Raw genomic sequence first — 12,994 nt, forward strand, 5'->3', positions numbered from 1 at the left:
GCCCACGCGGCATGAAACCCGGTGACCGACCCCCGGGGGAAACCTCAGGGGGCTTCGTATCGGGGTGTGGGGGAGGGGCTGGGTGTCTCGGTCGTGGGTGCATCGGCTGCGGGGGAGGGGCTGGGTGCCTCGATGGTTGGGTGCGTCTGCTGCGGTCGGGTGCCTTGATGGTGGGTGCGCTGGTGCGGCTGGGTGCCTCGATGGCGGCTGCGTCGGCTGCGGTTTGGTGGGTGGGTCGTGAGGGGAAGCCTCACAGACTCTGATTCCCTCAGAGGGTGTTTCGAAACCCGGCGGCGTGGCCGGGCGTTAGCTGTGATACCGGGGCGGCGTGGCGTTCATCGGGCGGTTGTGTGCAAGCTGCCGTGTAACACACGGATTCAGCGACTGACCACGCGGGTTTCGAAACACTCTCTCAGGGTTCCCTCACGGACAGAGGGGCGGGGGAGGGAGAGTTCGGCGAGTTGAGCTGCGGGCCGGGGCGGCGCCTCGCGCAGCACCCCGGCCCGCAGCGGTCTTTTACCGGCCTTGCAGCGACTTCACGTTGTCGCCGAAGGTCCAGCCTCTTGAGCCGTCCCAGTTGATCGACCAGTCCATCAGGCCCTTGAGCCCGGGGACACTTTGGTAGGCCTGCGAAACCGAGCCTGGGTCGAGGTAGCCGCCGCCTGCGCCTGGTTGTGCGGGGAGGCCGGGGACCTGCTTGTCCGCTGGGACCCGGATGGTTGTGCCTTGTACGGTGAGGCCCTTGTCCAGGCACTGGGTCTGCACGGTGAAGCCCTGCACGGTCCCGGCTTCGTAGCTGTCGCCGGAGCAGCCGTACATGGAACCGTTGTAGTACTGCATGTTCAGCCACCACAGCTGGCCGTTGTCGACGTACTTCTTGATGATCGGCAGGTATGCGCCCCAGATCGAGCCGTAGGTGACCGAGCCGCCGGTGACGTAGGCCGTTTCCGGGGCCATGGTCAGGCCGAAGCCGGAGGGCATTTGGGACAGCACGCCGTCGATGATGCGTTCCAGGTTTGCTTGCGAGGCGGACAGCGAATTGATGTCGCCGCTGCTCGACAAGCCGGTTTCGATGTCGATGTCGATTCCGTCGAAATTGTACTTTTTCAGGATCGGCACGATGGTGCTGACGAACTTGTCGGCGACCGAGCTGGACGACAAGTCAATGCCCGCCGCCGCGCCGCCGATGGACATCAGAATAGTGGCTCCGGCGTCTTTGGCCGCGCACATCTCGGCGGGCGTGGAGACCTTCACCGTAGAGTCCATGCCGTCTTCCCACTGCACCGTGCCGTCGGAGAGGATCACCGGGAAGGCGGCGTTGATGACGTTGTACCCGTGTGCGGCCATGCTGGGGTCGTTGATCGGTACCCAGCCCATGCCGGGGTGGACGCCGTTCGAGGCTCCGTCCCAGTTTTCCCAGTAGCCCTGCAGCACCGGGCCGGCGGGTCTCGGCTTCACCGCGCAGGTGTCCGACTGTGGCGCGGCGGCCGCGGAGGCGGGGGCGATTCCCGCGAGCGGCAGTGCGAGCAGGGCCGCCACGGCGGTCCCGAACCAGCGCGATTTCCGTCCGTTCATCACGGCTCCCGTCCCCGGTAACGGTGGTGCCGCAACGGTAAGCGGCGGGCCGGGGGATGCCTACCCCCGATCGTATGGTCTAGACAAATTCACGACAGGTGGTCTGGACAAGCGCGGACGCGAACCAGCCGGGCACGAGGCGCCGTGCCCGGCTGGTCCCAAGGGGCGAACTAGGGTGCGACTACTGCGTCAGCAGGCCCCGCTGTCGGTCCAGACGGCCCAGGAACCGGGCGCACCCGGCTCAGCGCCGACGGAGTACCACGTCGAGGTCCACTTGTGGTTGCCGTACGAGACCACGTCGCCTGGACCGTAGAACGTGTTCGAGTCCCACGCGGTCACGCCGCCGCAGCCGCCTGGGTTGCCGCTGCCCACGGTGAGCGTGAAGTCCGCGGTGTGGGTGGCGTTCGCGCCGGTCGCGGTGATCGTGACCTTGCTGGTGCCGTTCGGCGTGCTGGCCGTCGTGGCGATCGTGACGGACGCGGTGGCGCCGGACTGCACGGTCGCCGGGGTGAACGTCGCGGTGGCGCCCGAGGGCAGGCCGCTCGCGGTCAGCTTCACCGACTGCGCGTTGCCGTTGGTGATCTTGGTGGTCACCGTCGACGTGGCCGACTGTCCAGGCTGGACAGTCGCGGTCGAGGGCGAAAGGCTGACCGAGAAGTCGTTGTCCTTCGGCGGTTCGCCGGTGCAGGTGGCCTCACCGGAGACCGCGCCGACCGAAATCGCGTCCCACGCCGCCTTGGTGGCGTTGAACTCGGTGCAGCTGCCCGGGAACAGGTCGACCGCGGCCTGAAGGGTCGCCTTGCGGGCCGCCTTGTGGTTCCAGGACGAGGTCTTGTGCAGCAGGCCGTTGTAGAAGATCTTGCCCGCCTTCTGGATGCCGATGCCGGTGACGCTGCTGCCGTTGCAGGTCGGGCTGGCCGGCTGGCCGTCGGTCGGCGAGCTGCCCTCGGACAGCAGGTAGAACCAGTGGTTCTGCGGGCCTGCCGCCGCGTGCACCTCGGTGTTCGGGATCGACGACGAGTAGCAGTTCGGGTCGCCCTCGCGGCTCGGGTCGTACATGTAGCGGATCGGGCCGTTGCCGACCAGGTTCACGCCCTCGCCGACGGTGAAGTCCGGGGTGTCGACCGGGTTGTTCGCGTAGAACTCGGTCAGCGCGCCGAACACGTCGCCGGTGGACTCGTTGAGACCGCCGTTCTCGTTGCCCGATCCCGCGCCGCCCGGCGTGTTCTGGAAGATGCCGTGGCCGAACTCGTGGCCCGCCACGTCCATCGACGTCGCCTGGCGCTGGTTGTCCTGCGAGTGCCCGAAGTGGGTGGACGAGCCGTCCCAGTAGGCGTTGACGTCGTTCAGGCCGACCGACGCCGGGAACCCGCGGCCGTTGCCGTCGATTCCGTTGCGGCCCAGCCAGTCCTTGAGCATGTTCCACTCGGTCTGCACCGTGTAGAGCACGTCGACGCAACCGGTTTCGAGGTCGGTGCCCCGTCCGTTGCCCCACGAGTTGCTGGACTTCGTGTACACCGAGCCGCCCTCGCGCCCGCAGCTGATGCCGGGCCGGTTCGGGTCGCGCATCGAGTACGAGCTGCCGGAACCGGTGGTGTCGATGCTGACCTGGCCGGCGTAGTAGCTGTTGCCGTTGGCCGCCGCGCGCGGGGCCGCGGCGGTCGAACCGGTCTTCGCCGGGCTTTCGGCCTTCACGTCGTCGCGCTGGTCGAGGACCTTGCCGGTGGCGGCGTCGACGAAGACGTGCAGGTTGCTCGGCGCCTTCGCGGTACGGCCCTTGACGACGACCTCGTAGGCCAGTTTCGGCTGTGCGCCGCCGAGAACGACCAGATCAGGCTTGCTCACCGTGCTCACGGCCGGCAACTGGCCGCGGGCGACCGAGGCCGCGCGCGCCGCGTCGACAGTGGGCTTGGTGCCCATGGTGATGGCCGCGCCCTCGGCGGAGTCGGTGCCGCGCACGCGGCCCGTTCCGTCGGCGACGATCACCGCATCCCCGCCGACGACCCGGAGGCCGTCGTAGGTGCGCTCGTAGGAGTTGTAGTACAGCCCGGCGTCGCCCAGGGTGGTGCTGACGCGGTGCAGGCTCTCGGCCGAGCTCTTGCGAAGCCCGACCGCGCCTGCGGCGGCGACCCGGTCGGCGGCCGCGATCGCGGTGGCCTGCGGGTCTGCGGAAGGTTGGGCGGGGGCCGCGGATGCCGGGGTCACCGGCAGCGCGAGCAGGGAAAGGGCGAGACCGGCGACACTTGCGATACCGGTGGCGAGCCCTCTTCTGGACGTCATCGACAGTCCTTTCGGGGTACACGATGGGGAAAGCGCAACGCGTTGAGCTGGGCTGATCAGGCCGCGGACACCGTGAGTAAAAAAGCGCTCACGAGGGCGGTCAATGCGCTGAACGGACCAGCAGGACCCCGGGGGCGATCAGGACTATTCCCCGCAAGCGGCTCCGTAGCAGGGAAAACGCCGTTTCGGGGCGGGGCCGGGCGACTTTCGTCGGTAGTTGCCGACAACCGGCCATTGGTAGCAGGACCGGAACCCGCTGTGGTCCGCTTTCCCGCGTTCAAGCACGGGCAACCGATCCGGCACGCTCTGGTGCCCACGCGGGCGCCCGCCGCGGCCGATCGGCCCGTAGGCTTGGCCGGTGACCGAACAGTCTGAATTTCCCGACGGCCAGTACCCCGAACGTCCGGTGGAGCGGCACAAGGGCCCGGTGGTGCTCCGGCGCGATCGGCGCGACCAGGGCAGCACCACCGATCAGCGCCTGCTCGACTCGCGGGGGCCGAGCGACTGGGTGCACACCGACCCGTGGCGCGTGCTGCGGATCCAGGCCGAGTTCGTCGAGGGATTCGGCGCGCTGGCCGAGGTTCCGCGCGCGGTGACCGTGTTCGGTTCCGCGCGCACCAAACGCGACAACCCGGAGTACGAACTGGGCCGCAAGATCGGGGCCGCGCTCGCCGACGCCGGGTTCGCGGTGATGACCGGCGGCGGTCCGGGCGCGATGGAAGCGGTGAACCGCGGCGCGAACGAAGCGGGCGGGTTCTCCGTCGGGCTCGGCATCGAGCTGCCGTTCGAGCAGGGCCTGAACCCGTGGGTCGACCTCGGCGTGAACTTCCGCTACTTCTTCGCCCGCAAGACCATGTTCGTCAAGTACTCGCAGGCGTTCATCTGCCTTCCCGGCGGATTCGGGACGCTCGACGAACTGTTCGAGGCGCTCACGCTGGTCCAGACCAAGAAGGTCACCAAGTTCCCGGTGGTGCTGTTCGGCACCGAATACTGGGGCGGGCTGTACGACTGGATCGCGAAATCGGTGCTCGGCGGCGGGAAGATCGGCGAAAAGGACCTCAACCTGCTGCACTTGACCGACGACATCGACGACGCGGTGCGCGTCGTGCAGGATTCTTATCAGGCTTGGGAGGACACGCACTGATGCGGATCTGTGTGTTCTGCGGTTCGGCGCAGGGCTTTTCGCCGGAGTACGCCGAAGCGGCGGCCGGCGTCGGGAAGCTGTTGGCGCAGCGGGGAATCGGTCTTGTCTACGGCGGCGCGAGCGTCGGCACCATGGGCGTGGTGGCCAACGCCGCGCTCGCCGCGGGCGGTGAAGTGATCGGCGTGATCCCGGAAGTGCTGGCGAGCGTGGAAATCGCGCACGGCGGCCTTACCGAATTGCACGTGGTCGCCGACATGCACCAGCGCAAAGCGAAAATGGCCGCTTTGTCGGACGCGTTCGTCGCGTTGCCCGGCGGCGTCGGCACCCTTGAAGAATTGTTCGAGGTGTGGACCTGGGCGCAGCTCGGCATTCACCGCAAGCCGATCGGGCTGCTCGACGTGGCCGGGTATTACTCGCCGCTGGTCGCCTTCGCCGATCAAATGCTGGAGAAGGGGTTCCTGCGGCCGGAGACCCGGCAGCTGATCAGCGTCGCCGCCGACGCGGACAAACTGGTCGACATCCTGAGCCGCTCGACCGGTTAAGCGTCACGACGCTTTTTCGTCCGGTCGTTTGTGGTAGGTGTCGACGTATTCCTGCCCGGACAGTTCCAGGATCGCGTACATGATCTCGTCGGTCACCGACCGGCGGATCGCCGAGGACGAGTCCTGGCCTTCGTAGCGCGCGAAGTCCAGCGGTTCGCCGAATCGGACCTTGATTTTGGCGAGCCGAGGGATTCTCGCGCCGTTGGGCTGGATGCCCTCGGTGCCGAACAACGCGACCGGAACCACCTTCGCCCCGGTGGAGAGCGCGAGCGCGGCGACGCCGGTGTGCCCGCGGTGCAGCCGCCCGTCGAGCGAGCGGGTGCCTTCGGGGTAGATCGCGAAGACGCCGCCGTCGGTGAGCACCTTCCGGCCCGCTTCCAGCGCGGCGAGCCCGGCCTGTGCGTTGCCGCGTTCGACCGGGATGTACCCGAGCGCGTCGAGCGATTTCGCGGTGAACCGGCCCTTGATGCCCTTGCCGGTGAAGTACTCGGCCTTGCCCAGGAACCGGACCTGCCGCGGCGTGGTGAACGTGATCACACCGGTGTCGAGCGCCGCCCGGTGGTTGGCGGCGAGCAGCACCGGGCCGTCCTCGGGGATGTTCTCGACGCCCTCGACCTGAGGCCGGTAAAGCGCGCGGACCAGCGGTCCGAGCACGAAACGGACGAGCAGCGGCAGCAAAGGTTCTCCCTCCGGAGGATCGGGCACCGGCTCCAGCATGGCACGATCGTCTCCATGAGCTGGTTTCACCGTCGCACCTGGCAGGAGCCGGGGTGGAGCGGCGCGGACATCCTCGCCGCCAAACGCGGCCGGACCGTGTCGGTCGTGCTGCCGGCGCTGGACGAGGAGGAAACGGTCGCCGCGGTGGTCGCGTCGGTGCGCCCGCTGCTCGGCGGGGTGGTCGACGAGCTGGTGGTCGTCGACTCCGGCTCCACCGACGCGACGGCCGAGGTCGCCGCTGCCGCCGGGGCCCGGGTGGTGCGCCGCGAGGATGTCGTGCCGGAGCTGACGCCGCGTCCCGGCAAGGGCGAGGTGCTGTGGCGCTCGCTCGCCGCGACGACCGGCGACGTCGTGGTCTTCCTCGACTCCGACCTGGTCGATCCGGACCCGGCGTTCGTGCCGTCGCTGCTCGGCCCGCTGCTCACCGAGGAAGGCGTGCACCTGGTCAAGGGCTTCTACCGTCGCCCGCTGCGGCTGGAGAGCACTGGCGGCGGCCGGGTCACCGAACTGCTGGCGCGGCCGGTGCTGTCCGCGTTGCGCCCGGCCCTCGGCGAGCTGGTGCAGCCGCTGGGCGGCGAGTACGCGGGCACGCGCGAGTTCCTGGAGTCGGTGCCGTTCGCCGGGGGGTACGGCGTGGAGATCGGCCTGCTGCTGGACGCCGAGGATCGCTACGGGCTCGACGGGTTGGCGCAGGTCAACCTCGGCGTGCGCAAACATCGCAACCGGTCGCTGCTGCAACTCGGCGTGATGGCCCGGCAGATCCTCGGCACCGCACTCGCCCGTTGCGGGATGCCGAGCGCGGAGGCGGCGCGGTTCACGCAGTTCGTGCAGGTGTCCGGGGAATGGGTACCGGACGTGACGGAGGTGCCGGTGACGGACCGGCCGCCGATGCGGGACGTGCTGGCCGCCCGGCAGGGGTGACCGTCTGTCTACATCGGACAGAACGCGGTTTCATCGAGATGTCATCGCCGCGCGCTGCGTTCCGGGTCTGATCCGCCGCGACTCGCGGGGGCGATGGACGTGGCCGAAGACCAGCTGGATCCCACGAGCGCGAACCGGGTGAAACCGCGCGGTCTGCTCGTCCGGCAGCCGGGACGGCTTCCCGGTCGGCTGGGCCGGGCTGGCTCCGCATCCTTTTCACGGGTGCCCGCCCCGCGTGGCAGACGGTCTACCGAAGCGTTTCCGGCGACGACAACAGCTACTGGCGAGCAGAGCCGGTTACCGGCCGTTGGAACACTGCGGGAACGAGTCGATCCGCTTGTCGATCGACGAGATCCTCACGCTCGCCCGGTGGGGCGACGTCCTGGCCGCCCGCGAGGTCCGTTCCAGCCGGACCGGGGCCTACACCGCCACGATGGACCCGGTGCGGGCCGAGTGGCTGGCCGGGCTCGCCGAGCCGACTGGGGGGCACTCACCTCGGCGGCGGACGAGTCCGGCTCACCGCCGTCGTCGCCGCGCTTTTCCGGGGTCGCCGGAATCGCAGCCGTACGTCGACACCAACGACATGGTCCCCCTCGATCCGATGGACTCGCCGATCCAGCTCATCGGTGAACGCTGAGTGCTAGCCGCCCGTCTTCCAGCGTGCGGATCTGGTCGAACCCGGCGACGTGCTCCGGCCGGTGCGTCACCAGCACCACGGTTCCCTTCGCCTGGGCGAGAACCCGCGCCAAGACCTCGTCGCCGTGTGCGGGGTCGAGGCCTTCCACCGGCTCGTCGAGGACCAGGACCGGCGGTGCGGCGAGCACCGCGCGGGCGAGGAGCAGCCGTTGCCGTTGACCGCCGGAGAGGGCGTCGCCGTCTTGGCCGGTGTCCCGGTCGAGCGGGAGGTCGAAGCCGGCGGTTTCGCAGGCGGCGCGCAGGTCGTCGTCGGTGGCTTCCGGGCTGGCGAGGAGCAGGTTTTCGCGGACTGTCGTGGCGAAGACGTACGCGTCGGCGAGGGCTCCGGAAATGACGGCGGGGTGCGGTCCGGCCACGGGACGGCCGTCGACGGTGATCGAACCGGACGTGGGGGAGACGAAGCCGAGAAGGACGTGCAGCAGGGTCGTCTTTCCGGCACCCGACGGGCCGAGGACGCCTAACCGGGTGCCGGGCGGCAGGTCGAGGTCGATGCCTTCGAGTGCGGCGCGGCGGCCGGGATGCTGGACGCCGACGTTGGTCAGCCGGAAGTGCCCTGGTCCGGGGACGGGTTCGGGGGCTGGTTCCGGCGCGGAGAGGACGGCGCGCACCCGGCTCAGCGAGGTGCGGATTTCGGGGATTCGCTCGGCGGCGGGGATCAGCGGAAGGACCAGCTCGAACAGTGCCATCGTGGTCAGGGCGAGGGCGGCGGTGACCGGGATGTTCGCCGGGCTGAGCAGCGCGACTGCGGTGGTGGTCGCGAATTGCACGGCCACTCCGGCGGCAGTGGTCAGGGCGAGACGGCGGCCGGTGCGACGGGAGTCTGCGGCTAGCTTTCGGATAATCGTGGCGGCGCGGGCTTTTTCTCGTTGTTCCCAGCCGTAGGCGATGAGTTCGTCGCGGCCGAGGACGAGTTCTACGGTGCGTTCCGCGAGTTCCGCCCGTGACTCGGGTGCTGTGCCTCTCGGGATCAGCAGAAGTCCGGTGGTGATCAGTCCGATGAGGAGGATCCCGGCGAGCGGAAGGTTTACCAGGCAGGCGAAGATCATCACGGCGATACCGACGGTGCCCGCGACCACGGCTGGTAGCGCGAGCCGGAGGATGGCGTCCTGTACGGCGTCCACATCGGACACCAGGCGGGTGACCAGATCCGCGCCGGCGTGTTCGGCGACGCGTCGGGGGAGCAGGGCCTGGTACACCCGGGTCCGGAGGGAGCCGAGGTAGCGGAGGACAACGTCGTGTCCGGCAAGGCGTTCGGCGTACCGGAGTCCGCCGCGCGCCAAGGCGAAGACGCGCACGGCGACGATCGCGAGGGTGAGCGCGGCGAGCGGGGGCTGCTCGGCGGCACGCATGAGCAGCCAGGCCGCGGTGCCGGTCAGGCCGAGTCCGGCGAGTTCGGCACCGACGGAGAGCAGGGCTGCACGGACGAGTTTCATACTGTCACCCCGTGGTTGAGTACGACCGTCCGCGAAGCGAGCGCCGCCAGCGCCGGTCGGTGCGCGACCAGGACCGCGGTGCGGCCGGGCAGCAGTTCCCTGGCACCGGCCAGCACGGTCGCTTCCGTACCGGCGTCGAGGCGGGCGGTGGGTTCGTCCAGCAGGACGAGTCCGGCTTCGGTGCGGGACAAGGCACGGGCCAGGCCGACGCGTTGGCGTTGCCCGGCGGACAGTCCAGCGCCCAGTTCGCCAATCTGCGTCGCGTAGCCGTCGGGGAGGTCGGTGACGATGTCGTCGACGCGGCGTCCGCCGGTGTTTTCCAGGAGAGTGCCGCGAAACAGAGTCGGACGTTGCGATAGCCACGCAATGTCGTGCAGCCAGGACGAGTGGTCGAGGGCGCGCAGGTCGACGCCGTCCACGAGCACTCGCCCGGAGGTCGGCTCGACGAATCCCAGCAGCACGGCGAGCAGGGTGGATTTGCCGGAACCGCTCGGCCCGGCCAACGCAAGGTGCTCGCCAGGGTGAATCGTCAGGTCTACTTCGGACAGTGCGCAGGTTTCGCCGTAATGCACGGAAACGCGGTCGAACACTACTTCCGGCGGGCCAAGGCGACGTGTCTGCGTTCCGGATCGGCGGATTACCGTAGGCGCGCTCAGGATCTCTTTCAACGCGGCGAGTCCTTCGGCAGCGGCGTGGAACTTCGCTCCGGCGGCGCGCAGCGGCAGGTATGCCTCGGGGGCGAGGACCAGGACCAGCATCGCGGTGTGCGCGGTCATCGAGCCGGACAACAGGCGGAACCCGATGGGTACTGCGACGAGTGCGATCGACAGCGTGGCGACGAGTTCCAGCACCAGTGCGGAGAGAAAGGCGACCTTCAGCGTCCGGATGGTGGCGTCGGCGTGCGCATCGGCCATCTCGCGCACGATTCGGGTCTGGGCTTGCGCGCGGCCGAACAGCTTGAGCGTCGGCAAACCTCGGACGACGTCGAGGAAGTGTCCACCCAGTCGCGTTAGAAGCGTCCACTGTGTACGCGCTTTCGTGTGTGCGCCAATCAGCGCGCCGAAGAGCGGGATCAACGGGACGGTCGCGGTGACGATCAGGGCGGAGGCCAAGTCGGCAGTAAAAAGTCTTGCCAGTGCTGCGATCGGTACCACGACCGACAGCACCATCGCGGGCAAGTAGCCCGTCAGGTAGGTGGAGGTGGTGTCGACGCCTTGGGTGATTCGAGCGGCGGTTACGCCAGGGTCGCCGGTCGCGTCGAGCAACCGGCGACGGAGTGCGGCTTGTGCCGATGCCGCGAAGTGATTGGTGAGCAGGCCGTGCGCGACGACGAGCAGAAGCCGCGTCCCGACGGCGACGAACAGGGCGACCGAGACGCCGCCGCCGGTGAGCAGTGTCGCGAGCCCGTCCGCCTGGACGAGCACGGCACCAGCGGCGATGACACCCAGCACGGCGAGCGCTGTCAGGTAACCGCGAAGACCAGGCATGGCGAGACTCCCTTAGAAGTGCAGCAACGACTTCTCGTCGACCGGACGCCGATGTGCCCGCCAGGTCAGCCACTGCACGACGACCAGCACGAGGAGTGCGGGCGCGGCGAACCAGCCGAGCACCGCGGCCATCTCCGGCGTGGTGGCGGCCTGGTCGACGGTCAGCTGGTAGCCCGCGCCGGAGGACAGGACGACCGGGAACCGCAGCACGCCGGCCAGCAGCGCGGGGCAGGCACTCAAAAGCATGGCGGCGGGGAGAGCCCATCGTGGCCGCTGGAGTCCGAAAAGGACGGTCAGGTAAGCCGCGAAGGCGACAGCTGCCACCGCCAGCGCGGCCCAGGAACCACCGGAGAAAGCTCCCCAAGCCGTCGCTGCCACCAGGAAAACGCCCACCGGAAGCAGGAACGACCGAGTCAGCCGCCGAACCCGTCCGGCAAGGTCCGCTGGGCCGCGCACCGCGAGGAAGACCAGTCCCTGCAAGCAGAACAGGGCGACAAACCCGAGTCCCCACAACACCGCGTACGGAGAGAACAACGCCAGAACATCGTCGACCGGACGTCCCTGCGCGTCGAGCGGAAGCCCGCGCACGAGGTTGCCGAGGAACAATCCCCACGAAACCGCCGTGACCAGCGCACCCGTGGTAATGGCGAACGTCCACCCGCGCCGGTTTCCCTCCGGATTCCGGCTCCGCAGCTGCACCGCCGCGGTGAACGTGACCAAGCCCAGCAGCAACAGCACGACCAGCACATAAGCCCCGGCGAACACCCGTCCTTCCAGCTGCGGGAACGCGCCGAACAGCACGCCGACCGCGGCGACCAGCCACACCTCGTTGGCCAGGAAAAACGGGCCGGCCGCGCCCAGCACCCGCCGTTGCCCAGCCTCGTCGCGCGAGAGCACGGGCAGCAGCATTCCGACGCCGTAGTCATAGCCTGCCAGCGCGAAGTACCCGCCCAGCAGCAAACCGAGCACACCCCACCAGATCGTCACCACGGGTCACACTCCACTCAGGACAGGAAGTTCGGTTTCCGCCGCGGCGACGGCCGGACCGCGTTTGGCGATCCGGGCGAGCAGCACCCCGTCGGCGATGGCCAGCACGACGAACAACAGCGTGAAAGCGATGAAGGAGAACAGGATCTGCCCGCCGCTGACGTCGGCGACGGCGTCGGCGGTGCGCAGCTTGCCCCACACCAGCCACGGCTGACGGCCGATCTCGCGGACCAGCCAGCCCAGGATCGCCGCGATGAACGGCACGGCGATCCCCGGCACCATCAGGACGAGCAGCGGCCGCGCCCGCAGCAGCCGGTCGCGGAACAACAGCAGCGTGCCGATCAGCGCGGCGAAGAACGCGAAGAAGCCGACGTTGATCATCATCCCGAGCGGCAGCCCGACAGCGACCGAATCCGTGAACTTGTCCGGCTGGTACCCGGCGACCTCGGCGAACTGCGCGAACCCGGCCTGGACTACCAGCACACTGCCGATCAGCGACGTCACGACACCGATCCGCAGCGACCGGCGGAAGAAGTCGATCTCGCTGGTGCCCTTGAGAAAGTGGTACGCACTGACGCCGGTCACGAAGAAGCCGCCGGTCAGCAGCGCGGCCCCGATGACGTGCGGCAACGACGCGGTGAGCGCGGGGTTGGCGAACAACGTGCCGAAGTCGTCCAGTCGCAGCACGCCGTTCTCCATCCGCGAACCGACCGGGTTCTGCAGGAACGAGTTGGCGACCATGATGAACAGCGCGGAGGCGTACGCGGTCAGCGTGACCAGCCACAGCACCGTCAGGTGCAGCCACTTGTTCATCCGGCCGCGGCCGAAGATCCACACGCCGAGGAACGTCGATTCCAGGAAGAACGCCACCAGCGTCTCGATCGCGAGCGGCGCGCCGAAAACGTCCCCGGCGAACGCGGACAGCCCGGTCCAGGTCATCCCGAACTGGAATTCGAGCACGATTCCGGTGACGATTCCGAGCGCGTAGTTGACCACGTACAGGCGGCCCCAGAACGTGGTCATCCGGTGCGGCTGTTCTCCGCCGCGGAGTGTCGCGCGGGTCTGCATGATCGCCACCATGGTCACCAAGCCCAGGGTGAGCAGCACAAACAGGAAGTGGAGCGAGGTCGTGGTCGCGAACTGGAGTCGCGCTATCGGCAGTGGGTCCATGCCGACGGAGCCTATAGGTAGCGCGGCTACATGTAGCGAGGG

At 68.8% G+C, this 12,994-nt stretch carries 11 protein-coding genes; 4 read left to right on the forward strand and 7 right to left on the reverse strand.

What is annotated here, in order from left to right; all coding sequences use genetic code 11:
- Positions 1 to 516: 516 nt before the first annotated feature.
- Together A4R44_RS25380 and A4R44_RS25385 are read right to left on the reverse strand one after the other, a co-directional pair.
- A complete protein-coding gene (locus A4R44_RS25380) occupies positions 517 to 1,575 on the reverse strand; it encodes a chitinase (RefSeq protein WP_067585716.1) in 1,059 nt (352 codons plus the stop codon).
- 189 nt (positions 1,576 to 1,764) lie between these two features.
- Positions 1,765 to 3,855 carry a M4 family metallopeptidase gene (locus A4R44_RS25385; protein ID WP_067585719.1) on the reverse strand — a complete coding sequence of 697 codons (2,091 nt, stop codon included), beginning with the start codon at positions 3,853 to 3,855 and terminating at the stop codon, positions 1,765 to 1,767.
- Between the two features lie 358 nt (positions 3,856 to 4,213).
- On the opposite strand from A4R44_RS25385, the gene A4R44_RS25390 reads away from it, so the two are divergent.
- Both A4R44_RS25390 and A4R44_RS25395 read left to right on the forward strand, forming a co-directional pair.
- On the forward strand, positions 4,214 to 4,999 hold the full coding sequence (locus A4R44_RS25390) for a TIGR00730 family Rossman fold protein (RefSeq protein WP_067585723.1): 786 nt from the start codon (positions 4,214 to 4,216) through the stop codon (positions 4,997 to 4,999).
- Positions 4,999 to 5,541: a TIGR00730 family Rossman fold protein gene (locus A4R44_RS25395; RefSeq protein WP_198545440.1), complete on the forward strand. Its 543-nt coding sequence runs from the start codon at positions 4,999 to 5,001 to the stop codon at positions 5,539 to 5,541. The genes A4R44_RS25390 and A4R44_RS25395 overlap by 1 nt, the downstream gene beginning before the upstream one ends.
- 3 nt (positions 5,542 to 5,544) lie before the next feature.
- Here the strand turns inward: A4R44_RS25395 and A4R44_RS25400 are convergent, their stop codons facing one another.
- Entirely contained in the window at positions 5,545 to 6,219 is a 675-nt protein-coding gene (locus A4R44_RS25400; protein WP_067586101.1) for a 1-acyl-sn-glycerol-3-phosphate acyltransferase, read from the reverse strand.
- 54 nt (positions 6,220 to 6,273) lie between these two features.
- On the opposite strand from A4R44_RS25400, the gene A4R44_RS25405 reads away from it, so the two are divergent.
- Positions 6,274 to 7,179: a glucosyl-3-phosphoglycerate synthase gene (locus A4R44_RS25405; protein ID WP_067585729.1), complete on the forward strand. Its 906-nt coding sequence runs from the start codon at positions 6,274 to 6,276 to the stop codon at positions 7,177 to 7,179.
- A gap of 337 nt (positions 7,180 to 7,516) precedes the next feature.
- Positions 7,517 to 7,816, forward strand: a complete 300-nt coding sequence (locus A4R44_RS25410; RefSeq protein ID WP_157905003.1) for a hypothetical protein — start codon at positions 7,517 to 7,519, stop codon at positions 7,814 to 7,816.
- Here A4R44_RS25410 and cydC read toward each other — a convergent pair.
- The 4 genes from cydC to A4R44_RS25430 are packed head-to-tail and all read right to left on the reverse strand — an operon-like array spanning position 7,800 to position 12,952.
- The gene (cydC, locus tag A4R44_RS25415) at positions 7,800 to 9,308 is read right to left on the reverse strand and encodes a thiol reductant ABC exporter subunit CydC (RefSeq protein ID WP_067585735.1); all 1,509 of its coding nucleotides are present in this window, start codon (positions 9,306 to 9,308) and stop codon (positions 7,800 to 7,802) included. The two genes, A4R44_RS25410 and cydC, sit on opposite strands and share 17 nt — an antisense overlap.
- On the reverse strand, positions 9,305 to 10,795 hold the full coding sequence (gene cydD, locus A4R44_RS25420) for a thiol reductant ABC exporter subunit CydD (protein WP_067585739.1): 1,491 nt from the start codon (positions 10,793 to 10,795) through the stop codon (positions 9,305 to 9,307). The genes cydC and cydD overlap by 4 nt, the downstream gene beginning before the upstream one ends.
- A 12-nt stretch (positions 10,796 to 10,807) precedes the next feature.
- Positions 10,808 to 11,785: a cytochrome d ubiquinol oxidase subunit II gene (locus A4R44_RS25425; protein ID WP_067585741.1), complete on the reverse strand. Its 978-nt coding sequence runs from the start codon at positions 11,783 to 11,785 to the stop codon at positions 10,808 to 10,810.
- A gap of 3 nt (positions 11,786 to 11,788) precedes the next feature.
- Positions 11,789 to 12,952 (reverse strand): cytochrome ubiquinol oxidase subunit I, encoded by a 1,164-nt coding sequence (locus tag A4R44_RS25430; RefSeq protein WP_067585746.1) that lies wholly within the window; start codon positions 12,950 to 12,952, stop codon positions 11,789 to 11,791.
- Positions 12,953 to 12,994: the final 42 nt, after the last annotated feature.

The organism is Amycolatopsis sp. M39, assembly GCF_001651785.1.
GTDB lineage: Bacteria > Actinomycetota > Actinomycetes > Mycobacteriales > Pseudonocardiaceae > Amycolatopsis > Amycolatopsis rubida.

Coding starts and splice junctions, on each gene's coding strand:
- A4R44_RS25430 (WP_067585746.1), bottom strand. CDS start 12,952: ATGGACCCACTGCCGATAGCGCGACTCCAGTTCGCGACCACGACCTCG.
- cydD (WP_067585739.1), bottom strand. CDS start 10,795: ATGCCTGGTCTTCGCGGTTACCTGACAGCGCTCGCCGTGCTGGGTGTC.
- A4R44_RS25380 (WP_067585716.1), bottom strand. CDS start 1,575: ATGAACGGACGGAAATCGCGCTGGTTCGGGACCGCCGTGGCGGCCCTG.
- A4R44_RS25405 (WP_067585729.1), top strand. CDS start 6,274: ATGAGCTGGTTTCACCGTCGCACCTGGCAGGAGCCGGGGTGGAGCGGC.
- A4R44_RS25395 (WP_198545440.1), top strand. CDS start 4,999: ATGCGGATCTGTGTGTTCTGCGGTTCGGCGCAGGGCTTTTCGCCGGAG.
- cydC (WP_067585735.1), bottom strand. CDS start 9,308: ATGAAACTCGTCCGTGCAGCCCTGCTCTCCGTCGGTGCCGAACTCGCC.
- A4R44_RS25385 (WP_067585719.1), bottom strand. CDS start 3,855: ATGACGTCCAGAAGAGGGCTCGCCACCGGTATCGCAAGTGTCGCCGGT.